Here is a 21,596-nt window from a genome sequence, read left to right on the forward strand (position 1 = left end):
ACGCCGGCCCGGAGCACCAGCGCCGACAACGCCGGCACGGTCAGGGTGAGCTTCCCGTCCGGCCCGGCCCGGCTGGCACCGGTCACTCCGTAGACGCCGGTGAAGGTGGCGCCGGCCGACCAGGTGTCGACGGTGACGGTCTGGGCGGTCGTGGCGTTGTTGACCGCGGCGACGTACTCGACCCGGTCGGTCGGGTCGGCCCGGGACACGGCGAAGACGCCGGGCCCGTCGGCGGCGTACCGGGTGACCTGGATGCCGTCCCGCAGCGCCGGGTGCGCCTTGCGAAGGGCGCCGAGTTCGGCGATCGTGCGGTACACCGGATGCGTCGGGTCGAACTGGTCGACGGCGTGGCTCCGGTCGGTGCCGAGCAGGTCGTCGTCGAGGTAGTCGGCGGTCCGGGAGGCGAACATGTCCTGCCGGGCGTCCTTGTCACCGCCGGGCCCGGTGAAGCCCTGCTCGTCGCCGGAGTAGACCACCGGCTGTCCCCGGGTGAGGAACATCAGTTCGTGTGCGAGGACGTCCCGGCGCAGGTGGCTGGCGGGATCGGTGCCGCCGCCGGCGATGAACGAGCCGATTCTGCCCATGTCGTGGTTGCCGAGGAAGGTCGGTAGCCGGCCGGCATGGGTGTCCCGGGCGGTGTAGAGGTCGTCCCGGGCGAAGCCGTCGGCCAGGGCCCGGGCCGACCCGCCGGCCGCCACGTAACTCCGGGCCGCATCCTGGAAGGTGAAGTCCAGGGTGCCCGGCAGCCCGCCCCGACGGACGTACGTCGAGGCGACCTCCGGGTTGCTGTCGTAGACCTCGCCGAACATGAAGAAGTCCGGTTTGCCGGCCCGCTGGGCGGCCCGGTCGATGCCCTGACGGAACTGCGGCCAGAAGTCCAGGTTGACGTGCTTGGCGGTGTCGAGTCGGTAGCCGTCGACGCCGAGTTCGGTGATCCAGTCGGCGAAGATCTTCGTCATCCCGCGAACCACCTCGGGGCGTTCGGTCCAGAGGTCGTCCAGGCCGAAGAAGTCGCCATACTCGCTGCTCTCGCCGACGAAGGTCGAGTCGCCCCGGTTGTGGTACATGGTCGGGTCGTTCAGCCAGGCCGGCACCTTGACCCGCCGGTCCGCGGCGCTGGCGAAGGTCGGGGTGTACGGAAAGGACGCCTCGTCGACCGGCGGGAAGCCCCGGCTGCCGTCGGCGTAGTTGCGGTCCTCGAACGGCCGCCCCTGCGCGTCCCGGTACGGCGTGGTCGCCTTGTCCCGGTAGGAGTACTCCGCCTCGGCGTGTTTCAGCACGTCGGCGGTGTGGTTGACGATCACGTCGAGGTAGATCTTAATGCCCCGCCGGTGCGCCTCCCGGACCAGTTTCTTCAGGTCGTCCTTGCTGCCGAAGTGCGGGTCGACCTGGGTGAAGTCGGTGATCCAGTAGCCGTGGTACCCGGCGGAGGCGTCCGCACCGCTGCCCTGCACCGGGCGGTTCTTGAACACCGGCGCCAGCCAGATCGCGGTGGTGCCGAGCCCCTGGACGTAGTCCAGCCGGTTCAGCAGGCCGCGCAGGTCGCCCCCGTGGTAGAAGCCCTTGTCCGTCGGGTCGTGCCCGGTGCCGAGCCGGTCACCGGTCAGCCCGCCCCGGTCGTTGCCCGGGTCGCCGTTGGCGAACCGGTCCGGCAGGACGAAGTAGAACTGTTCGGCCCGGCCCCGGTCCGCGTCGGCCGCCCGGAGCAGCGCGTCTGCCGACGGCTCCGTCGGCCACCGGGCGGAACCGGTGGCGGCCAGGCTTCCGGACTCCATCCCGGAGCCGGCGCCCGCTCCACTGCCCGATCGGTCGTCGGAACGGAGATCGGGTACGACGACCGGCCCGCCGGCCAGCGAGAACGTGAGCAGCGAGACCAGCGCGAGCAGGGCGGTACGCGGCACGGGCAGCGGCTTCATCGACGGCCTTCCTCTGGTCGCTGATTCGCCCGCACGCTAGTCCCTTGCGGAAAGATTGTGCAAGACCTTGCAACAGAGGACCGCACCATCCATCATCTTGCGCAAGTAGCGGCCACCACATCGGAGCTGATCGGCTTACCCTTCATGGCGTGCAGGTTCGACACCGCAAGAGACTTCCGAAGCGGCTGGCGGCGGCGCTGCTCCGGGAAGATGCCCGCGCCGTGACCGCGTTACTGCGGGCCGGCGCGGACCCGAACGCGACGACCTCCGACGGCACGACTCCGCTGTACACGGCCTCGGTACAGGGCATCGCCCCGATCGTGCGACTGCTGCTGACCGCGGGCGCGGCACCGGACAACGAGAGTGGGCACGGCGCCGAGGGCACGCCGCTGACCGGTGCGGCGGCCTGGGGACACACCGACGTCGTACGCGAGCTGCTCGAATACGGCGCCGACCCGAATCTCCGGGAGGACCACGGGACCGGCCTGTCCCCACTGGACTGGGCGCTGCGCGCCGGTCACCGACAGACGGCCGACCTGCTGTTGGCGGCCGGCGCCCTGTTGGCGGCCAGCGCCACGACGACCTCCGGGAACCCGGTCAGCGGATCTCGCAGGCCCGGCCGTTGACCGCGCAACTGCTCGGCGTCTCCCGGTAACCTCGCCGCTCGAAGTGGAACCGCAGTGGCGCGGAGCCGCCGCCGGCCAGTGCGCTGCCCTTGAAGATGTACCGACCGTCGGAGCGCTGCAACGTCGGCTCGGGCGCCCCCTCGACCCAGAACGCCCGCAGGTCGTCGATCTCGTCGGGAAACCGCAGCTCGACCGTCCACACCCCCGCCGTACCGGACACGTTGCGGACCAGCACCTCACCGACGAACGAGTCGCGGTATTCGGCCAGTACCCGGTACCGGCCGGTCAGCTCGGCCTTCGGTGCCGGCGGCGGAGCGGCCGAGGTCGGTCGGGCCGGTGCGGTCGTCCGGGCCGGGTTGGGTCGGGTCGGCGTGGTCGCGGCCCGTGACGGCCGGGAGTCGGGTCCCGGCGACCGACCATCGGCGCTCGGAGACGCGCTGGGACTGACCGGGCCAGCCGCCGAGACCAACGGTGACGTCGTCGTGCCCGGCTCGAACGGCCAGACCGGCTCGGGAGCACCCGAGGACCGCCGGTCGGCGGAGAGGTATCCGGTGGTGATCACGAACAGCACCGTCATCACCAGGACACCGGCCAGGACGACGATCCACGGTGCCGACGCGAGCAACCGCGGTCGGCTCGGTTCGGGCGTGTTCACCGAGTCGGGATCCGGACCGCGATCTCGCTGCCGAGCCGCGCCCCGGCGGAGAGTTCCAGGTCGTCGCCACTCCAGAACCGTCCCGGGTCGTACCAGCTGGGGCGGCGCCCCGCCGGGAGCAGGCCCATCGCCTGATAGGTGACCGCGACGACCTCGGCGCAGTACGCCGTCTCCAGGGTGCTCTCGCTCGGTTGGCGGCGTTCACGGACGGCCGGTGCCCGCCCGCGCAGCCAGCGCCAGGCAAGTTGGGCGGTGGACGGAAAAGGCGTCCCGTCCAGGCGGGCGATGGTACGCAGCACCCCGTTCTCCATCTCCTGATCGGCCGGTGGTTCGAGTTGCCGCAGCCAGCCGCGCTGGCCGTACCGGTTTCCCCACACCCGGACCGCGTCCCGCAGGTCGTGCAGCTGCACGCCCCGGTGGTGGTTGCCCGACCACATGTCCGGCAGTGACCGGCCGAGCTCGGCGTGCCACATTAACGGCGGCAGGTCCTCGATGACCACCGACATTCCGACATGGTTCACCGGACTGTTCGTGGTGAACTGGATCGCCCGATCCGGCACACTCCGCCCCCGGAAGACCCAGACATCGCCGGTACGGGTCAGCTCGATAGCCTCGTCGAGGCTGAGTTCGCTGCTCTCCTCGCTCATGTCCCCACCTACGTCCGCCCACTCGTCGCAAGCCCTCGACTACCCTAGGCGGATGCGCTGGTGGAAGGTAATCGGTGTGGCGAGCTTCGTCGGGGTCGCGGCCACCGGGGTGGTGCTGGCCCGGGCAGAGCGGCGACGCCGGGCGTACACCCCGGAACAGATCCGCGACCGGCTCCGGGAGCGGCACGCCGAGGCGTCGGACCCGCGGCCGACGGTCTGAACCGCGCCTCCGGCCGCCAAAGGGGACCGGTTGCCGAGTCGATCGCATCACGGCGGGAACTGTGGCAGAAGTCGGGCGCTGAGGAGCGGTCAGCTCGGAGGTGATTCGGTTGGCGGAAGATGCTGACCCCATCGCAAGGGAGTTCGCGACGCTCGGCGTGCAGGCTCGGGTGCATGTCCGGGACGTGGACGATGACAGCGCCGAGGTCGCCCTCGACGCCGATGAACCAGTGGTGCTGGCCTCGACGTTCAAGGTCCTGCTCGCACTTGAATACGCCCGCCAGGCCGTCGCCGGCCAGTTGGACCCGACGGAGCGGGTACGGGTCGACGCGGCGGACCGGCTGGGTGGAGTGGGCACGGCGGGCTGCCAGGACGAGGTGGACATCAGCTGGCGGGACCTCGCGATGTTCGCCATGTCGTTGAGCGACAACACGGCGGCCGATCTGCTCCTGCGCCGGGTTGGCCTGGATTCGGTGCAGATCCTGGCTGCGCAGTTGGGCCTCGCGGCGACCCGAATCAGCGGTGGGCCGCGACAGCAGGTGGAGTCGATGTTCGCGGACCTGGGCGCCGCCGACGAAGCGGAGTTCGCCGCGGTCTTTCCGACCCTGGGCACGGAGCAACTCGCCCGGCTGACCGTGCTGGACCCGCTGCGGACCATCGCCGCGGCCACGCCCCGGGACATGACCCGGTTGCTGTCACTTATCTGGCGCGACGAGGCCGGACCCGCCGCCGCGTGTGCCCAGGTACGTCAGCTGATGAGCTGGCAGGTGTCCTGGTACCGGTTGGCGGCCGGGTTCGGCGACGAGGTGACGGTGGCGGCGAAGTCCGGGACGGTGCTCGGCGTACGCAACGAGATCGGCGTGGCGAGCTACCCGGACGGACGGCGGTACGCGTTGGCGGTGTTTGCCAGGGACGCCTGGGGCGCCCGGCGCCCCGACGTGGACGCGGCGATCGGGCGGGCAGCGCGACATGCGGTGGACCGGCTACGCGCCGGTTAGCCGCTGCGGGAAGACCACATTCCACGGCCTCGGGGTGCCCGGCGGCGCCGGCGCGCCGAGTGAGCTGCGGCCGCCATCGAGGACCCGCGCGGCGATCTCGCCAAACCTGGTCGCGGCCCGCGCCGCCGGCCCGTCCGGCCAGGCCGCGGACATCCGCCAGACGATCGGCGTGTCCGCGAGCGGGCGCCACACCACTCTCGGCTCCTTCTGCGCGACGGTTCCCTGGTCAAAGGCCACGTCGTGGCCGGCAGCCACCATTCCGAGCAGGAACTCGGTGTTGACGGCGTGTCGGATCCCGGTCGGCCGGAAGCCGTGCCGCTCGCAGGTGTGCAGGGTGTCGTCGTACAGGCCCGGCGCGGCTTCGCGAGGAAACAGCACCAGTCCGTGCCCAGTCAGGTCGGCCAGCGCCACCTCGGTGCGTTCGGCGAGCGGGGACCGTCGGGACAGGACCACTCCCTGGATGATCGAAACCGCTGGTCCGAGCGTCAGGCCGCCGGTATCGACCGGGTGTTGCAGCACTCCGACATCAAGGGTGCCGCGGTCGAGCAGGTGGAGCTGTTCGGTCGTGGTGACGGCCCGCAACTCCAGGTGGATGTCCGGCTCGCTGGCCATGAAGGCTGCCGACAGGGCGGCGACCACGCTGCCCGGCGTATCCGGCGGGACGGCCGCCCGCAGTACGCCGGCCCGTCCTGCGCCGGCCAGGCGCACCAGTGACCGGGCGGTGTCGACGCGGTCCACGATCTCCCGGGCCTCGGTGACGAGGACCTCTCCGGCCGGCGTCAGGCGTACCCGGCCCCCGGACCGGTCGAACAGCCGCGTGCCGTATTCCTCCTCCAGCCGGCGGATGCGCTGGCTCAGTGGCGGCTGGGAGATGTGCAGCCGGGCGGCAGCCCGGCCGAAGTGCAGTTCTTCCGCGACGACCAGGAAGTAGCGCAGGTGCAGCACCAGGTTCACGCTGCAACGATATCCGTTCGGATATCACCACCCAAGGATCTTGGACTTGGACGGGTGGGTCATGGATCTGGTTGCCTCTTTTCCGGCAGAGACGACCGGAGGAGCAACACGTGACATCGAACGACCGCCGCCTTCCGCTGACCCGACGAGGGCTGCTGGGGGCGTCCACCGCAGTGGCCACCGCAGCCATCGCCGGAGGGGCCGCCAGGCCCGCCAACGCGGCGCCCACCGGATCCCGCGCGGCCGCCCGTCGCTGGACGGGCGCCGCAGGCTCCTCGGGGGTACGGCTGCGCTGGCTCGGCAACAACGCCTGGGAGATCACCTTCGGCACCACCACCATCCTGATCGATCCGTGGCTGACCCGCTTCAAGACCGGCACCTACACCCCTGAGGGCATCCGCGACGACACCCCGCTGACCGTCGACCCGGCGAAGATCGATCCGCATGTCAGCCGGGCGAACCTGATCCTGGTCTGCCACGGGCACTACGACCACATGAGCGACGTGCCGTACATCGCGGCACGTACCGGCGCCACCGTGCTCGGTACCGAAAGCCACCACAACATGCTCCGTGCCCTCGGCACACCCCCCAGCCAGTTCTGCACCGTCCGCGGCGGCGAATACCTCCAGTACGACGGTTACACCGTCGAGGTCTTCCAGTCTCTGCACTCGATGACCGGCCCCAGTAAGCAGGTGCCGTACCCCGGCACCCGGCCCGGGACACTTCCGCCCCGGCCGCAAACCGTCGCCGACCTCGTCGAGGGAGAGACGCTCGCCTACCAGATCACCGTCGGGGAGCGGTTTCGCATCCTCGTTCTCAGCACGGCGAACTTCGTCGAACGTGAGTTGGCCGGGCTACGTCCCGACGTGGCGATCGTCGCAGCGGGCGGCGGTACCGTGCACGATTACGTCGGCCGGCTGATGCGTACCCTCGACTACCCGACCTGGGTTCTGCCCTCGCACTGGGACGACTTCGACTACCCGCTGGACCAACCGGCGATCGACTGGGGCGGTCTCCAGCCCCTCCGCGACGCGGTCAAGACGGCCAGCCCGAACACCAAATTCGTCAAACTCGACCATTTGCAGACGTTCACACCGTGACGGAATCTCACCGGCGCCGACTCGACGGGACGAGGCATCCATCGGGCCGGCGCCGGCTCGGCGTGCCCACCGGTCCGGGTCGCCAATTGCATCGACAATCAGCAACAGACGAGGAAACTCCTGTCGTGACCACGCTCAAAAACATGCGCCGTTCCATTGTCCTGGCCACTGCGACAGCGGCCCTACTGGCCGCCAGCGGCTGCGGCGGCAATTCCGACGTCGCGCCGAGCGGTGGCGTGAGCCCGGCCGCGTCGGCGCCGACCACCAAGGCGGCGAGTGCACCGGCACGGCCCCGGACGGTCACGTCGGCCTGCCAACTACTACCCGCCGACGTGGTGGTCACCATCCTCGGCAGTTCCAAGGGGACCACGCTCGAAGCGAAGGAACAGCCGCCCCAGGACGAGGACGCCCGGAGGTACAACTGCGTCTACGGCGCCCAGGGCCAGGAGTTGCTCTCCCTGGTCACGACGACCTACCCGGACCGTGCCGACACCGTTGCCGAGACCATCGACGCCATTGCCAAGAGCAGCCAGGCCACGACAACCCGAATCGACGGGGTGGGCGCGGACGCGGTGGTCTACACGAGCGACGATGTCCGGGTGTTGGCATTCGCCATGCCCTACGAGAAGGAACTGCGGGTATCGGTGCTTACCGGGCCGTCGATAATTCCACAGACCAAATACACCGAACTCGCTCGGCAGGTGGCTTCTCGCCTGTGATGCCGTCGGCCAGGTGACGGCCAGATCAGACCTGCACGACATGCGCACCGTGTGGAGGCTCGCAGCACCGGGGCGATAGCCGTGAGGCCGGTCCGTCTGCGGGTAAGCTTCGCGCCCGATGCGTACCTTGGGCTCCCCGACCCGGATAAGGTCCGGAATCCAATCGGGGCCGGCCGGAACACTCGCTGTGCTGGCGGGGACCCAGTTCGTGGCGGGAATCGGCTTCTATGCGGTGACCGCGCACTTGGTCATGCATTTGCGCCACGGCCTGGGGCTGCTGGCGGTCGGCGCCTCGGTGGTGATCGGAATCCGCACCATCGTGCAGTACGGCCTGTATCTTCCCGCCGGCGTACTGGCGGACAGACTCGGCCCGGCGCGCACCGCCGCACTGGCCTGCGCCCTACGCGCCGCCGGCTTCGCCGCACTGGCCACGGCGACCCGATTTCCCGCCCTGGTTGGCGCCATGATCCTCATTGGCGTGGGTGGTTGCGTCTACACGCCGGCCGGCTACTCGATTCTGGCTGGCCTGCCCGACCGCTGGGCACGCCGCGGGTTCGCCTGGTACACCGCCGCGGGGCAACTCTCGGCGGTGGCCGGGCCCGTCGTCGGGCTGGTTCTGGTGGCGGGGCCCGACGGGTTCGCCGGCCTCGCCTGGCTCGCCGCCGTCGCCTGGGCTGTCGCGGCCATGCTGATGGCATCCCTGGGCAGCGCCGCACGCGGCCGTGGCGCGGTACCGACGACACCTGTCCGCTCGGCGGTCAGGGCGGTACGCCACGACCGTGCCCTGCTGCGGTTCGCGCTCGCGGTCAGCCCCGCCACGCTGCTGATCACCCAGGCGGCCGTTGTGGTGCCGCTGGCCGTGTTCGACATCCGGTTGACGACGCTCTTTCTGTCCGGCGGCGCCATCTGCGCGGCGGCTGCCCAGTTCCCCTTCTGGCGGGCGACCTTGATCCGGCACGGGCTGTCGCTGGGTTTCGGCTCCTTCGCGACCGCGTACGCGTTGCTCATCCCGGCGACTGTCCTGCCGGCGGACGCCTCGCGGACCACGCTCGTCGGGCTCGCGGGTGCGCTGTACGGCCTAGCCCAGGGGGCCCTGCTACCGGCCCTGTTCCACCAGACCCGCCGACTGGCGCCGCCGGGCCTCAGCGGCGTGTACTTCGGCGCGGTCAACTTCGTCACCGGAGTGGCCGCGCTGGCCGGCGGGACGGCCACCGGCCTGCTGTTCGACCACGGATCTGTCGGTACGGTGATGGCACTGACCGGTTTAGGGACTTCTGCCGCCCTCGCTATCAAAACCTCGCCATCAAGACCTCGCCGTCAAGAGCACGACCCGCCCGCCCGTCACAGACGCTCACTGCCCTGGCCTCGTTCAGGGAGCGACCTGTCGGGCGCTCCTGGTGGTTGCCCTGACCCGGAACGATCGCCAGACAACGTGTCCGTCGCGCAATCCGGCGCAGCTCGGTGACGTGTCCGCCGGGTGTGCCGCCGCAGGGTTGCGCAAATAGCAAGACGGACGTACGGTTTTGTTGAATGAGCAAGGTTGGTAAGGGTTACCTGAGCCTGACGGCCAGGTATTGGGTAGGAAAGACTGCTGAGAGCTACGCCCGGTCGCCCGCCGGTCGGGAGGCAGGCCGGACGAGCCCCGGACCGGACAGCGCGGGCCGGAACGAAGACAGCGTGAAGGAGTACGACGTGGCGAGCCTCGACACCTTCGGTGCGAAGAGCCAGCTACGCGTCGCAGACGCGAGCTACGAGATTTTCCGGATCGGCACGGTGGCCGGGCACGAACGCCTGCCGTACAGCCTGAAGATCCTGCTGGAGAACCTGCTCCGCACCGAGGACGGCGCGAACATCACCGCCGAACACATCCGGCAGTTGGGCGACTGGGACCCGACCGCCGACCCGAGCGTGGAGATCCAGTTCACCCCGGCCCGGGTCCTGATGCAGGACTTCACCGGCGTGCCCTGCGTGGTCGACCTGGCCACCATGCGCGAGGCGGTCCGCGACCTTGGCGGCGACCCCACCAAGGTCAACCCGCTGGCCCCGGCCGAGTTGGTCATCGACCACTCGGTCATCGCCGACCTGTTCGGCCGGCAGGACGCCTTCGCCCGCAACGTCGAACTGGAGTACGGGCGTAACAAGGAGCGCTACCAGTTCCTGCGTTGGGGGCAGACGGCGTTCAACGAGTTCAAGGTCGTCCCGCCCGGCACCGGAATCGTGCACCAGGTCAACATCGAGTACCTGGCTCGGACGATCATGGAGCGGAACGGCCAGGCGTACCCGGACACCGTGGTCGGCACCGACTCGCACACCACCATGGTCAACGGCCTGGGCGTGCTGGGCTGGGGCGTCGGCGGCATCGAGGCCGAGGCGGCGATGCTCGGCCAGCCGGTCAGCATGCTCATCCCCCGGGTGGTCGGCTTCAAGCTGCACGGCGAGGCGCCGGCCGGCACCACCGCCACCGACCTGGTGCTGACCATCACCGAAATGCTCCGCAAGCACGGCGTGGTCGGCAAGTTCGTCGAGTTCTACGGCCCCGGCGTGAGCGCCGTGCCGCTGGCCAACCGGGCCACCATCGGCAACATGTCCCCCGAGTACGGCTCCACCGTCGCGATCTTCCCGATCGACGAGGAGACGGTGCGCTACCTGCGGCTGACCGGTCGGACGGAGCAGCAGGTCGCGCTCGTCGAGGCGTACGCCAAGGAACAGGGCATGTGGCACGACCCGGCCGCCGAGCCCAACTACAGCGAGCGGCTCGAACTCGACCTTTCGACCATCGAACCGTCGCTGGCCGGGCCAAAGCGCCCGCAGGACCGGGTGCCGCTGGGCAACGCCAAGACGCTGTTCCGGGGCGCGCTGATCGACTACGTGGGCGACGGCGGCGACGGCGCGCACGGCCCTGCCGACGAGGCGAGCGAGGAGTCCTTCCCGGCCAGCGACCCGCCGGCCAATGGGGTCGAGGACCCGGCCGACGCGCCGCGCGACCTGGTCTCGGCGGCCACCGGGGCGAAGGGCCGGGCCAGCAACCCGGTCCGGGTCACCGGCGACGACGGCGTCGAGTACGAGCTCGACCACGGCGCGGTGGTGATCGCCGCCATCACCTCCTGCACCAACACCTCCAACCCGCAGGTGATGATCGGTGCGGCACTGCTGGCCCGGAACGCCGTCGACCGGGGGCTGTCCCGCAAGCCGTGGGTGAAGACCACCCTGGCCCCGGGCTCCAAGGTGGTGATGGACTACTACGAGCGCGCCGGTCTCACGCCGTACCTGGAGAAGCTCGGCTTCCACCTGGTCGGCTACGGCTGCACCACCTGCATCGGCAACTCCGGCCCGCTCCCCGAGGAGGTCTCGGCGGCGGTGAACGAGCACGACCTGTCGGTCGTCTCGGTGCTGTCGGGCAACCGGAACTTCGAGGGCCGGATCAACCCGGACGTCAAGATGAACTACCTGGCGTCCCCGCCGCTGGTGGTGGCGTACGCGCTGGCCGGCACGATGGACATCGACCTGGCCAACGAGCCGATCGACGTCGGCGCCGACGGACAGCCGGTCTACCTCCGGGACATCTGGCCGAACTCGACCGAGATCGACGAGGTCATCGCGAGCGCGCTGCGCAGCGAGATGTTCACCAAGGACTACGCCGACGTCTTCGCCGGGGACGACCAGTGGCGGGCGCTGCCCACCCCGGAGGGCGACACCTTCGCCTGGGCCGGCGAGTCGACGTACGTCCGGAAGCCCCCGTACTTCGAGGGGATGGACCGGGAGCCGACGCCGGTCGTGGACATCGCAGGCGCCCGGGTGCTGGCCAAGCTCGGTGACTCGGTGACCACCGACCACATCTCCCCGGCCGGCTCGATCAAGGCCGACTCGCCGGCCGGAAAGTACCTGGCGGACCACGGCGTGGCCCGGCACGAGTTCAACTCGTACGGCTCCCGGCGCGGCAACCACGAGGTGATGATCCGGGGCACCTTCGCCAACATCCGGCTCCGCAACCAACTCGTGCCCGGGGTCGAGGGCGGGTTCACGGTCAACCACCTGACCGGCGAGCAGACCTCGATCTACGACGCCTCGGTGGCGTACCAGGAGGCGGGGATTCCGCTGGTGATCCTGGCGGGTGCGGAGTACGGCTCCGGATCATCGCGGGACTGGGCGGCCAAGGGAACGATGCTGCTCGGCGTACGGGCGGTCATCGCCCGGTCGTACGAGCGGATCCACCGGTCGAACCTGATCGGAATGGGTGTGCTTCCGCTGCAGTACCCGGCCGACAGCGACGCGGAGTCGCTGGGGCTGACCGGCACCGAGACGTTCTCGATCAGCGGGGTGACCGCGCTCAACGACGGGCAGATCCCGCGTACCGTCCGGGTGACCACGGACACCGGTGTCGAGTTCGACGCGGTGCTCCGGATCGACACCCCCGGTGAGGCCGACTACTACCGGCACGGCGGCATCCTGCGGTACGTCCTGCGCAAGATGCTCGCGAGCTGAGCCGAGCCGAGCCGAGCCGAGCTAAGCCGAGCCGAGCCGAACTGAACTGAACCGAACGGCATGTCGAACCGGGCCGGTCTCCCCAGGCGGGGGGCCGGCCCGGCCCGTTCGTCAGCCGCTGGCAGCCGCTGGCACCTCCGGTGATCCGACCGTGCTGCGGTACGCCCGAAGCATCGGCCCGGCCCACGCGGTTGACCTCAACCGAAGTTGAGGGCGAAGACTCGGCTTCGACGAGCGGAGGAGGATGTCATGCGGGTGGCGGGCTTTACCGAGTACGGCGGTCCGGAGGTACTCCGGCTGCTGGAGTTGCCGACCCCGGTTGCCGGGGCCGGACAGGTACGGATCCGGGTCAGGGCGGCCGGTGTGCAGCCGTACGACTGCGCGGTCCGGGGCGGCTGGACCCCGCCGGGCGTCACGCCGGGGCTGCCGAAGGTGCCGGGCAACGAGTTCGCCGGCATCGTGGACCAGCTCGGGCCGGATGTCGGAGGCGTCGCGGTCGGCGCCGAGGTGCTCGGTTTCGGCCAGCTCGACTGCTATGCCGAGTACCTGGTGATTCCCGCCGACCAGATCACCGCCAAGCCCGAGGGCATGCCCTGGGAGGTGGCCGGCGGATTCAGCGCCGGAGCCCAGACCGCACACATCGCCCTCGCCGAGCTACGGATCGACCGGGGCGAGACCCTACTGATCCACGGCGCGGCCGGCGCGGTCGGCACGGTGGCGGTGCAGCTCGCCGTGGCGGCCGGGGCTACCGTGCTCGGCACCGCCAGCGTGGAGAACCACGACTACCTGCGGTCGCTCGGCGCGACCCCGGTGGCGTACGGGGCCGGGCTGCTGGACCGGGTCCGCGCGCTCACGCCGAACGGGGTGGACGCCGTCCTCGACGGTGCGGGCGGCGACGCGCTCCAGGTCTCGCTGGATCTCGTGGCGGACCGGAAACGGATCCTCACCCTGGTCGAGCACGCCCGGGCCGGGGAACTCGGCATCTCGGTCACCCCGAACCTCCGCTCGGCGCGACGGCTGGCCGAAATCGTCGACCTGTACGCCCAGGGCCGGCTGCGGATCCACGTCCGCCGGACCCTGCCGCTGCACCGCGCCGCGGACGCGCACCGCGAGGTGGAGACCGGGCACGGCCGGGGCAAACTGGTGCTCACCATCGACTGAGGTGTTAAGAAGGGCCCCCGCTTATGCAAAATGCGATAAGAAGGGGCCCTTCCTTACATGGGTCAGGGGGCGTTGGACGAATCGGGGAGCAGGCTGGTCGTGCCGGGCAGGTACGGGTCGAGCAGGTGGGTGGCGAGCACGATCCGTTGCCAGCGGCTGACCGGTACGTCGGTGGACTCGGCGAGTCGGACGACCGCGCGCCAGTCGCGTGAGGTTCGGCTCCGTACCCGGCCGATCAGTGACGAGAGTTCTCGGGCCGCCGTCGCCGACTTGCCGTACCGGCGGGCGTCGGCCGCCGCCGCCAGCTCTCGCAGGGTCTGGTCGAGTTCCAGGTCGACCTCGGGAGTGACCGCCTCCAGCCGGTCGACCAGGGCGAACGCCTCCGATCGACCGTCGGAGGACGGTCCGGCCCCACAGTCGAGGCTCCGCCGGTAGATGGCGGCCCGGGTTTCGTGGTTGCACAGCACGGCCAGTTCCCGCAGCAGGTCGGCGGGCTCGTCGGCGGCGTGGACCAGGTTGAGTTGGTAGTTGAAGCTGCCGACGTCGTGCCGGAGCTGTCCGGGCCGGCACCGGACCGGGTCGGCCGGCCCCTTGGCCGTGCTGAGCACCAGCGACGCCGGTTCGGGGCGGCCGGGCAGGGCGAGGAGCAGGAGCAGGCACTCGCATGCCGTCACGTACAGGTCGGCGGCATCCCGCCGGTCCCGGCTGGCCGCGTTCAGGCCGTACTGCCACAGCGCCCGGATGCCGTGCCGGTCGATGGCCACCGTCGCCGCCCAGACGATGGTGAACCCGTACGCCAGCACCCAGTGCAGCACCGCGCCGAGCCGGCGGGTGACCACCGCGTCCGGCTTCAGCAGCAGCAGCGCGTGGTCGTGGCAGAACTGCTCGACCCGTCCACCGCCGATGGCGGCAAGGTCTTCGAAGCTCTCCCGGAAGTAGGTGTCCGCGGCGTACAGGGACCGTTTACGGGGGAGCTTCGACAGGAAGGCGGGTATCTCCGGGTCGCCGGGGGTGGCCATGACGGATCACTCACGCAGTTCCGCGGCTCGGCGGCCAACCTCTCCGGGGGTCAGGATCTCACCGTCGAGCACCACGCCGACGAAACTGGCGAGCGGGATGTGCTCGAACACGGGCGCGCCGAGCCGGTCGAAGACCTGCGCCGGGACCAGTTTGAGCGCGGTGGTGACCACCAGGGTCGGCAGCCGCTGCGCCAGCTCCCGGGTGCCCCGGATGTTGAGCACCGTGGTCGGGCCGATCGCGTCGGCACCGGCCAGCGCGATCACGGGTTCGCCGGTACGGATCTCCGCCGGCAGTTGGGCCAGCACCTGGCCGACGATCGAGCTGCTCGGTGCGGAGGTGACCGGTCCACCCCGCTCGCCGACCCAGGTGACCGCCGCCTTCACGGTGTTCTCGACGGCGTGGTCCAGTTCGGCCCGGATCCGGCGCAGCGCCTCGGCCGGCTCGTCGGAACGTACCGCGTTGGCGATGTGCCACATCGGTGCGTAGCCGGGCAGCCGGGCCGTCAGGAACTCCGTCGCCTCGGTCGCCGCGGCGGGGTCGTCGATCAGCTCGAGCAGGCCCTGGATCACCATCCGGGCCACTCCGGTAGCCCCGGCCGTGGTGACCGTGACGGCCTCCCGCAGCGATGTCGGCAACATAGCTTGATCCATGATGCTGGCTCTTTCCGTTCCGGGTCTCGTCCCCTGAGGACAGGGCTGTTCCCTGGCATCGAGAATGCCCGACCCACGGGCGCACCGGCACCAGGTTTGGTAGTTCATATCAAATGGACAACCCGGCGGGAGTGAAATGACCAAATGGCAGCGGGCGCCAGTACCCGCACACGCGGAGTGCCCCCGCGCGGGTCCCGCGCGGGGGCACTCGCTGACGTCCGGCCGAGACCCACCTCCCGACCATCCGCCTCGGCTGACCCTCGGCTGACAGGCCAACAATCTGCCTGGTCAGTCAGGGGATCGGGCCAGCCGACGTCTCGATCAGCCGGTGATCCTCCCGATGCCGGCCCCGGCCCGGACCGTGCCCGGCACGCTTGCCGCGGAGTCGAGCTGGTACGCGTAGTAGGTGCGCGGTTCGACCACCGAGCCGGCCGTCTCCGCTACGCCGGAGTTGACGAAGATGTTGTTGCGCTGCACCGCCCGGCCGGGCCCGCTGTCGGCGTAGCCGCTGGCCGAGAAGAGCGGGAACGGGACGTTCTCGAAGTAGTTCCCCTCGACCACCACCCCGGCGTTCTCCGTCGAGGCGACCCCGTACAGCTCGTTGTTCAGGAAGTAGTTGTTGTAGACGTGCACCGGCTCGCCGAACCGGATCCGGGGATGCCGCTGCCGGCTGTTGTCGAAGAAGTTGTGGTGGATGCTGACCTTCAGGTGACCGACGTCGGTGGAGGCGGCGCCGTCGGAGTGGCTGATCAGCATGCTCTTGTCGGCATGGTCGAAGTGGTTCCAGGACACCGTCACGTAGTCGGCGCCACGGACGATGTCGACCGAGCCGTCCACCGCACCGGTGAACCGGTTGTGGTCGATCCAGATGTGGTGGGACTCCTGGCCGACGTTGACCGCGTCGTCCTCGGCGTTGGTGAAGTTGATGTTCTGCACGATCACGTTGTACGACCGGTAGAAGTCCAGCCCGCCGCCGTTGATCGTCGCGTTCGACCCCACCCCGATGATCGTCTTGTTCGGGCGTACGCCCTGCTTGCTACTGATCTGGATGGTCCCCTGTACCCGGATCACCAGCGGACCGATGGTGTCGATGTACTCCAGGAAGTCGTTCGCGTTGGTGGCGGTGACCGTCGGTCCGCCGACACCGCCGGTGGTGCCGTTCTGGCCGAGCGCGTTGACGCTGGCGAACCCGTCCGGCTGGCCGACCGCCACCGCCGAGGATCCGCCGGAGGGGCTCCATCCGGTGGAGTTGCCGTCGGAGAGGGTGTCGGTGAACGGGGTCGTCGCCTGTACCGGCCCGGTGCCGGTGGCCAGTACGGCGGTCAGCGCCACCACCAGTGCCCCGGAGAGCATGCCTACGAGTGGACGCCGACGCGTGCCGCGGCGTACGGAGAAGGTTCCGGTCATCGGTTCAGCCCAGCTTTCCCACCCCGGCACCGGCCGGGACGATGGTCGGGATGTCAGCCGCGTTGTCCAACCGGTAGCTGTAGAAGCCGCTCGGCTCGGGCACCGTGCCCCGGGTTTCGATCGGATGGTTGCAGTCGACCAGGATGTTGCCGCGCTCGACGATCCGGCCCAGGTCACCGCTGAACTCGACCCGACCCGGGTTGTTCACGCTGAAGAAGTAGTTGTTCTCGACCAGCACGGCGGCGTCGTAGGTGGAGGCCACGCCGTAGCTGTTCTCGAAGTAGTAGTTGTTGTAGACGTGCGCGAGGGCGGAGAAGCGCACCCGGGGATGGCGCTGGTCCGAGGCGTTGAAGTAGTTGTGGTGGTACGTCACCCGCAACCGCCCGATGTCCTGCGCGCCGGCATCCTCGTCGTGCGAGAGCAGCAGCGTCTTGTCGTGGTCGTGGAAGTTGTTCCACGAGACCGTGACGAAGTCGGAGCCGCGCTTGATGTCGACGGCGCCGTCGTCCCCGTTGGAGAACTCGTTGTGGTCGATCCAGATGTGATGCGAGAACATCTGGACGTTGACCAGGTCGTCCGTCGCCCCGGTGAGATGCAGGTTCCGGATGATCACGTTGTGTACGGCGTTGGCCGGAGGCGAGGTGACGGCGTCGTCGACCGGCAGGCCGATGTTGAGGCCGCCCCCGGACAGCGTCGCGTTCGCACCGACGCCCACGATCGTCTTGTCCGAGGTCACGTTGTGCATGCCGTCGCTGGTACCGGTCGGCAGCGTGATCGTGCCGGCGACCTGGATGACGTACGGGCCGGGTCGGGCGATGTAGTCGAGGAACGCCGCCGTGTTGTTCACCGTCACCACCGGTCCACCGGCACCGCCGGTGGTGCCGTTCTGGCCGAGCCCGTTGACGCTGGCGAAGCCGTCGGCGGTGCCGGCCGGGACGGGCGGCTGGACGGTCGGGCCGGGAGTGCTCGGGGTCGGGCCCGGCGGGGTGGTCGGTGCCGGCGTGGTCGGGCTCGGCGGTGGCGTGGTCGGGGCGGGGCCGCCGGGGGCGGTTTCGACACTGACATCGTCGAAGTGCGCCGCCGCGTACCGGCCGAACAGGCCGACCTGTCCGGTGCCGAACTGACCGTCGCTGGCCGTCAGGGCGGTGCCGTTGTTGACCTGGGCGGTCAGGCTGGTGCCGGAGACCTGCAACCGGAGCGCGTACCAGGTTCCGGTGCCGACGGTCAGCGCGGCGCTGGCCAGCGTGGTGTCGACGCCGCCGACGACCTTGCCGAGCACCGCCAGGTTGTCGTTGCGTACCCCGAGGTAGTAGTAGTTGCCGCTGCCCTGGGCCCGGGCCGCGATGCCGGCGAACCGGCCGGCGCCGCCCCAGGCGGTCGGCTTGACCCGGGCGGTGACCGTGTAGTCGGTCCAGTTCGCCTGGCCGGTACGGACCCGGGCGTCGGCGCCGGTGCTGGCCTGGCGCAGCACCTGGCTCCCGTCGGCGGTCACGCTCCACGATCCGCCGGAGCTGCTCCAGCCGTTGTGGTTGCCGTCTTCGAAGGTGTCGGTGAACAGGGTGGCGGCCTGGGCCGGGCCGGTGCCGTAGATCAACGCGGCGGCCACCGCGGCGGCCAGGGCCACGGCGGTGGGCCGGCGCCAACGAGGTCCGGCCCGTCCGCGCGTTCTGCCCGGGACGGCCGTCCCGGCTCTGCTGCTCGGTGCGGTCACGAGGATTCTGCCTTTCGAGGGTGGTGGGGACGACCGGAGCGCGGTGTTGCGGTTGCGCGGAGAGCACGGCAGCGACTCGCCCGGAGGGCGGCTCGAGCTGCCGGGAGGGTGGAAGCGGGGCGATGCTGGAAAGCGCTTTCCTACGGCCACCATAGAAACCGACCGGAGCTATGTCAATGAATCTCGTCTATGTCGTCCGGCCGGACCGACGGAGCCGCCGACCGCGCCGCCCCGCACCCACTGCCCGGAAGGTGGGCGCCAGGGTCGGCACTGTGCCAGGATCCTGGGCATGGACGACAGCACGATTCTGAGCCGGATCACCGAACTCGTCGACGAGGAGCACCGGCTGCGCGGCCACGCCCAGCAGGTCGAGGGCTCCAGCGACGAGGAACGGACCCGGCTACGGGAGCTGGAGGAGTCCCTCGACCAGTGCTGGGACCTGCTCCGCCGTCGCCGGGCCGCCCGGCAGGCCGGAGGAGATCCGGACACGACCGGGACCCGCAGCGTCAACGAGGTCGAGAAGTACCTCCAGTGACCGGTGGCGGCCCGCCGGGCCGCCACCGGTGACACCTCAGCGCATCCCCGCCTCCCGCAGCAACTGCTCCGTCAGCACGCCCGGGTCGACCAGGTCGCCGGGCAGACCCCGCGCCGCGAACCAGGTGGCGACCACCCGTACGTCCCGGGTCAGGAACTCCCGCCCGCTCGGGTTGGCCACCACGTCCACCACCTGCGGCAGGTCGATCAGGACCAGCCGGCCGTCGTGAACCAACAGGTTGTACGGCGACAGGTCACCGTGGGCCAACCCCGCCCGGGCCAGTACGACCAGCGCGTCGACGAGCTGATCCCAGAGCTGCCGCAGCGGGACCGGATCGGGCCGCAGCTGGGCCAGCCGGGGCGCGGCCAGACCCTCGACCGGATCCCCGACGAACTCCAGCATCAGCTCGGTGCCGAGCAACTGCACCGGGTACGGCACGGCGATGCTGCCGAACTCGGACCCCACCTGCCAGAGCCGGGACAACGCGGCGAACTCGGCCGCCGCCCACTGACCGGCGATCATCTGCCGGCCGAACGCCGTACGCCCCTCCATCGCCCGGTTCTCCCGGGACCGGCGTACCCGGCGACCCTCCAGATAGCCGGCATCCCGGTGGAAGAGCCGATGCTCCGGATCGCGGTAGCGCTTGGCCGCGAGCAGGCAGGTCCGGTCGGTGCCCGGCACACCGCGCCGGACCAGGTGCACGTCGGCTTCCTTGCCGGTCTTGAGTACGCCCAACTCGGTGTCGGTGGCGGCCAGTTCGGTCACCAGCCAGTCGGGATGCGGAGCCGGCCCGTGCACCGCCTGGTCCCAGGTCGACCAGCGGTCGCCGCTGTCCGGGCGGTCGGTGTCGGCGTTGGTGTCGAAGGCGGTCGCCGTGGCGTGCCGCGATCGTTTCAGTAGTCGCGGCTCGTCGTCGTCGAAGCGGCGAGCGGTACGGCCGCCACGAGGGCGGGCGGAGGTGCGGTGATCGTCGTCGAAATCGCGTGTTGGCACAGCGGAATTCCCTTGGTCGAGACGGAAGAAGGCAGGCGGAAGCGGAGCACAAAGACAGCCACCGGGATCTCCTTCCACTCGACCGGGCGGTGCCCGGGATTTTCTGCACGACGACGGGAACCCTCACGGGTGCCTCCGCCGACCGGCGTACGCGCCGACGCGCGCAATGTTCGTCGCCGCCGTACCGGCCGTCAAGGTAATTTCCCCCCGCCGTGTCCAGCGGGTGTTACGCGGCGAGGACCGTGGCGACCGCCGCGATCAGTCCGTCCACGGTCTTGGTCGGGGCGTACCGGCGCTCCATCCAGCGGCGGCCCCGGTGCAGCCACACGCTCGGCAGGCCCACCGCCGTGGCGCCGCCGATGTCGGCCTCGGGGCTGTCCCCCACCATCCAGGCACCGCGCAACCGCATCCGGGCCCGCTCGGCGGCGAGCGCGAAGATCCTCGGGTTCGGCTTGCTGACGCCGACCTCTTCGGAGATCACCCAGTCCGCGAGATAGCGGTCCAGACCGGTGTTCCTGATCTTCAACTCCTGCTGCCGGGCGGCCCCGTTGGTGACCGCCACCGGCACCCAGCCGGCGTCGTCGGCGATCCGTAGCGCGCACGCGATCAGCGGATCGAGCCGGATGTACTCCATCACACCCTCGTGCAGGGCCTCGACCAGGTCGATGGAGGGAATCCGGAGCCCGTACCGGTCCCGGATCGCGTCGGCCACGTCCCATCGGTTGGTCAGGCCGTCAGCGTCCACGGAGAGCAGCCAGTCGAGGTCGCTCTCCGGCGCTCCGATCTCGGCCAGGAAGCCCTGCGCCCAGGTGCGGAACGGACCGGCCCGGTCGAGCAGGGTGTTGTCCAGATCTAGGAGCAACAGCGGCACTTGCGCACAGTACGGGACGCACCCGGTCGGACAACAGTCCCACCATGTAAACAACCGGCTTGCCCGAACTAACAACCGGTGCTCAGCCGGTCAACAGCAGTCGTACCCCACCCTGATCGGCCCGTCGGTCGGCGAGCATCCGGTGCGCGTCCCGGACCCGGCGCAGTTCCACCGGGTCGAGTCGCGCCACGACCACCGCCTCGCCGTGGTCCCCGGCCCGGCCCAGTGACCGGCCCTCCGGGTCGTACACCGCCGCGCCACCGTTGAAGCGCCACGGCGTCGCTCCGCCGACGGCGTTGGCGAAGACGACGTACATGGTGTTGTCGAGGGCGCGGGCCCGGTAGTAGAGGTCCCGGCGGTGCTCCGAGCCGACCACGTAGCCACTGGGGCAGAGGTAACCGTGTGCCCCGTCCACTGCCGCCGCCCGACCGTGCTCCGGGAAGCAGCCGTCGTAACAGACGCCGAGGCCGAGCCGCCATCCGTCGACCCGCAGCGTCGCGCCGCGTTCTCCGGGACTGAACAGGTCGTTCTCGTCCGGTCCCCAGAGGTGCTGTTTGGCGTAGCCGGCGCTCACCCGGCCCGACCGGTCCACCACCAGCGCCGAGCAGGTACGCCGGCCGTCCGGATGCCGTACCGCCGCGCCGACCAGCACCACCGCCCGGCGGTCCCGGGCGACCGCGGCCAGCGGATCGAGCCGGGGGTCCGACACGACCTGCCGGTCGTCGGCGGACACGTCGGTGCCGGCCGGATCGTCGCGCAGTGCCGGCGGGTGGTACGCCGGCAGGAACAACTCCGGAAGTACGACCACCCGGGCGCCGGCCCGGGCGGCCCGCTCGACCAACCGGGCGGCGGTGACCGCGTTGCCGGCGACGTCGCCCGGCACCGCCTCGGCCTGGACGGCGGCAACCGTCAGCGGTACCACCGGATCGTCG

20 protein-coding genes are annotated in these 21,596 nt (G+C 70.3%); 9 read left to right on the plus strand and 11 right to left on the minus strand.

The features are described 5' to 3' along the window. A partial coding sequence (locus ACFP2T_RS33290; protein ID WP_377428972.1) for an alpha-amylase family glycosyl hydrolase occupies positions 1–1,775 on the minus strand: 1,775 nt, incomplete at its 3' end. A gap of 290 nt (positions 1,776–2,065) precedes the next feature. Between ACFP2T_RS33290 and ACFP2T_RS33295 the strand changes: the two genes are divergently transcribed. Further along, entirely contained in the window at positions 2,066–2,542 is a 477-nt protein-coding gene (locus tag ACFP2T_RS33295) for an ankyrin repeat domain-containing protein (RefSeq protein WP_377428807.1), read from the plus strand. Here ACFP2T_RS33295 and ACFP2T_RS33300 read toward each other — a convergent pair. Together ACFP2T_RS33300 and ACFP2T_RS33305 are read right to left on the minus strand one after the other, a co-directional pair. After that, a complete protein-coding gene (locus ACFP2T_RS33300; protein ID WP_377428809.1) occupies positions 2,514–3,197 on the minus strand; it encodes a hypothetical protein in 684 nt (227 codons plus the stop codon). The genes ACFP2T_RS33295 and ACFP2T_RS33300 overlap by 29 nt on opposite strands. Further along, on the minus strand, positions 3,194–3,844 hold the full coding sequence (locus tag ACFP2T_RS33305) for a hypothetical protein (RefSeq protein WP_377428811.1): 651 nt from the start codon (positions 3,842–3,844) through the stop codon (positions 3,194–3,196). Before ACFP2T_RS33305 ends, ACFP2T_RS33300 begins: the two co-directional genes overlap by 4 nt. 52 nt (positions 3,845–3,896) lie before the next feature. Between ACFP2T_RS33305 and ACFP2T_RS33310 the strand changes: the two genes are divergently transcribed. Next, a complete protein-coding gene (locus tag ACFP2T_RS33310) occupies positions 3,897–4,064 on the plus strand; it encodes a hypothetical protein (RefSeq protein ID WP_377428813.1) in 168 nt (55 codons plus the stop codon). A gap of 109 nt (positions 4,065–4,173) precedes the next feature. Further along, entirely contained in the window at positions 4,174–5,061 is an 888-nt protein-coding gene (locus ACFP2T_RS33315; protein ID WP_377428815.1) for a serine hydrolase, read from the plus strand. Here ACFP2T_RS33315 and ACFP2T_RS33320 read toward each other — a convergent pair. Next, positions 5,047–6,015, minus strand: coding sequence for a LysR family transcriptional regulator (locus ACFP2T_RS33320; RefSeq protein ID WP_377428817.1), 969 nt, complete (start codon positions 6,013–6,015; stop codon positions 5,047–5,049). The genes ACFP2T_RS33315 and ACFP2T_RS33320 overlap by 15 nt on opposite strands. Positions 6,016–6,125: 110 nt before the next feature. On the opposite strand from ACFP2T_RS33320, the gene ACFP2T_RS33325 reads away from it, so the two are divergent. The 5 genes from ACFP2T_RS33325 (at position 6,126) to ACFP2T_RS33345 (ending at position 13,477) form a co-directional block, all read left to right on the plus strand. Continuing rightward, positions 6,126–7,115, plus strand: a complete 990-nt coding sequence (locus ACFP2T_RS33325; RefSeq protein ID WP_377428819.1) for an MBL fold metallo-hydrolase — start codon at positions 6,126–6,128, stop codon at positions 7,113–7,115. A 125-nt stretch (positions 7,116–7,240) separates the two neighbouring features. Further along, positions 7,241–7,834, plus strand: coding sequence for a DUF3558 domain-containing protein (locus tag ACFP2T_RS33330; RefSeq protein WP_377428821.1), 594 nt, complete (start codon positions 7,241–7,243; stop codon positions 7,832–7,834). Between the two features lie 118 nt (positions 7,835–7,952). Next, positions 7,953–9,299, plus strand: a complete 1,347-nt coding sequence (locus ACFP2T_RS33335) for an MFS transporter (RefSeq protein WP_377428823.1) — start codon at positions 7,953–7,955, stop codon at positions 9,297–9,299. Between the two features lie 212 nt (positions 9,300–9,511). Then, positions 9,512–12,316 (plus strand): aconitate hydratase, encoded by a 2,805-nt coding sequence (locus ACFP2T_RS33340; RefSeq protein WP_377428974.1) that lies wholly within the window; start codon positions 9,512–9,514, stop codon positions 12,314–12,316. Positions 12,317–12,565: 249 nt separating this feature from the next. Continuing rightward, positions 12,566–13,477 carry an NADP-dependent oxidoreductase gene (locus ACFP2T_RS33345; RefSeq protein WP_377428825.1) on the plus strand — a complete coding sequence of 304 codons (912 nt, stop codon included), beginning with the start codon at positions 12,566–12,568 and terminating at the stop codon, positions 13,475–13,477. Between the two features lie 62 nt (positions 13,478–13,539). Here the strand turns inward: ACFP2T_RS33345 and ACFP2T_RS33350 are convergent, their stop codons facing one another. The 4 genes from ACFP2T_RS33350 to ACFP2T_RS33365 form a co-directional block, all read right to left on the minus strand. After that, positions 13,540–14,496, minus strand: a complete 957-nt coding sequence (locus ACFP2T_RS33350) for a nucleoside-diphosphate kinase (RefSeq protein ID WP_377428827.1) — start codon at positions 14,494–14,496, stop codon at positions 13,540–13,542. Between the two features lie 6 nt (positions 14,497–14,502). Continuing rightward, positions 14,503–15,135, minus strand: coding sequence for a hypothetical protein (locus tag ACFP2T_RS33355; protein WP_377428829.1), 633 nt, complete (start codon positions 15,133–15,135; stop codon positions 14,503–14,505). A 333-nt stretch (positions 15,136–15,468) separates the two neighbouring features. Beyond that, positions 15,469–16,554 (minus strand): pectate lyase family protein, encoded by a 1,086-nt coding sequence (locus ACFP2T_RS33360; RefSeq protein ID WP_377428831.1) that lies wholly within the window; start codon positions 16,552–16,554, stop codon positions 15,469–15,471. A gap of 4 nt (positions 16,555–16,558) precedes the next feature. Then, positions 16,559–18,265 carry a pectate lyase family protein gene (locus ACFP2T_RS33365; RefSeq protein WP_377428832.1) on the minus strand — a complete coding sequence of 569 codons (1,707 nt, stop codon included), beginning with the start codon at positions 18,263–18,265 and terminating at the stop codon, positions 16,559–16,561. A 289-nt stretch (positions 18,266–18,554) separates the two neighbouring features. On the opposite strand from ACFP2T_RS33365, the gene ACFP2T_RS33370 reads away from it, so the two are divergent. Next, entirely contained in the window at positions 18,555–18,800 is a 246-nt protein-coding gene (locus ACFP2T_RS33370; RefSeq protein WP_377428834.1) for a DUF2630 family protein, read from the plus strand. A gap of 36 nt (positions 18,801–18,836) precedes the next feature. Here the strand turns inward: ACFP2T_RS33370 and ACFP2T_RS33375 are convergent, their stop codons facing one another. The 3 genes from ACFP2T_RS33375 to ACFP2T_RS33385 all read right to left on the minus strand — a co-directional run bounded on the left by ACFP2T_RS33375 (position 18,837) and on the right by ACFP2T_RS33385 (position 21,586). Next, positions 18,837–19,793 (minus strand): serine protein kinase RIO, encoded by a 957-nt coding sequence (locus ACFP2T_RS33375; protein WP_377428836.1) that lies wholly within the window; start codon positions 19,791–19,793, stop codon positions 18,837–18,839. A gap of 226 nt (positions 19,794–20,019) precedes the next feature. Then, the gene (locus tag ACFP2T_RS33380) at positions 20,020–20,664 is read right to left on the minus strand and encodes an HAD family hydrolase (RefSeq protein WP_377428838.1); all 645 of its coding nucleotides are present in this window, start codon (positions 20,662–20,664) and stop codon (positions 20,020–20,022) included. Between the two features lie 82 nt (positions 20,665–20,746). Then, entirely contained in the window at positions 20,747–21,586 is an 840-nt protein-coding gene (locus tag ACFP2T_RS33385) for a carbon-nitrogen hydrolase family protein (protein WP_377428840.1), read from the minus strand. Between the last annotated feature and the right edge of the window lie 10 nt (positions 21,587–21,596).

Source organism: Plantactinospora solaniradicis, assembly GCF_042658085.1.
GTDB lineage: Bacteria > Actinomycetota > Actinomycetes > Mycobacteriales > Micromonosporaceae > Plantactinospora > Plantactinospora solaniradicis.

Coding starts and splice junctions, on each gene's coding strand:
- ACFP2T_RS33305 (WP_377428811.1), bottom strand. CDS start 3,844: ATGAGCGAGGAGAGCAGCGAACTCAGCCTCGACGAGGCTATCGAGCTG.
- ACFP2T_RS33310 (WP_377428813.1), top strand. CDS start 3,897: ATGCGCTGGTGGAAGGTAATCGGTGTGGCGAGCTTCGTCGGGGTCGCG.
- ACFP2T_RS33335 (WP_377428823.1), top strand. CDS start 7,953: ATGCGTACCTTGGGCTCCCCGACCCGGATAAGGTCCGGAATCCAATCG.
- ACFP2T_RS33345 (WP_377428825.1), top strand. CDS start 12,566: ATGCGGGTGGCGGGCTTTACCGAGTACGGCGGTCCGGAGGTACTCCGG.
- ACFP2T_RS33350 (WP_377428827.1), bottom strand. CDS start 14,496: ATGGCCACCCCCGGCGACCCGGAGATACCCGCCTTCCTGTCGAAGCTC.
- ACFP2T_RS33355 (WP_377428829.1), bottom strand. CDS start 15,135: ATGTTGCCGACATCGCTGCGGGAGGCCGTCACGGTCACCACGGCCGGG.
- ACFP2T_RS33360 (WP_377428831.1), bottom strand. CDS start 16,554: ATGACCGGAACCTTCTCCGTACGCCGCGGCACGCGTCGGCGTCCACTC.
- ACFP2T_RS33370 (WP_377428834.1), top strand. CDS start 18,555: ATGGACGACAGCACGATTCTGAGCCGGATCACCGAACTCGTCGACGAG.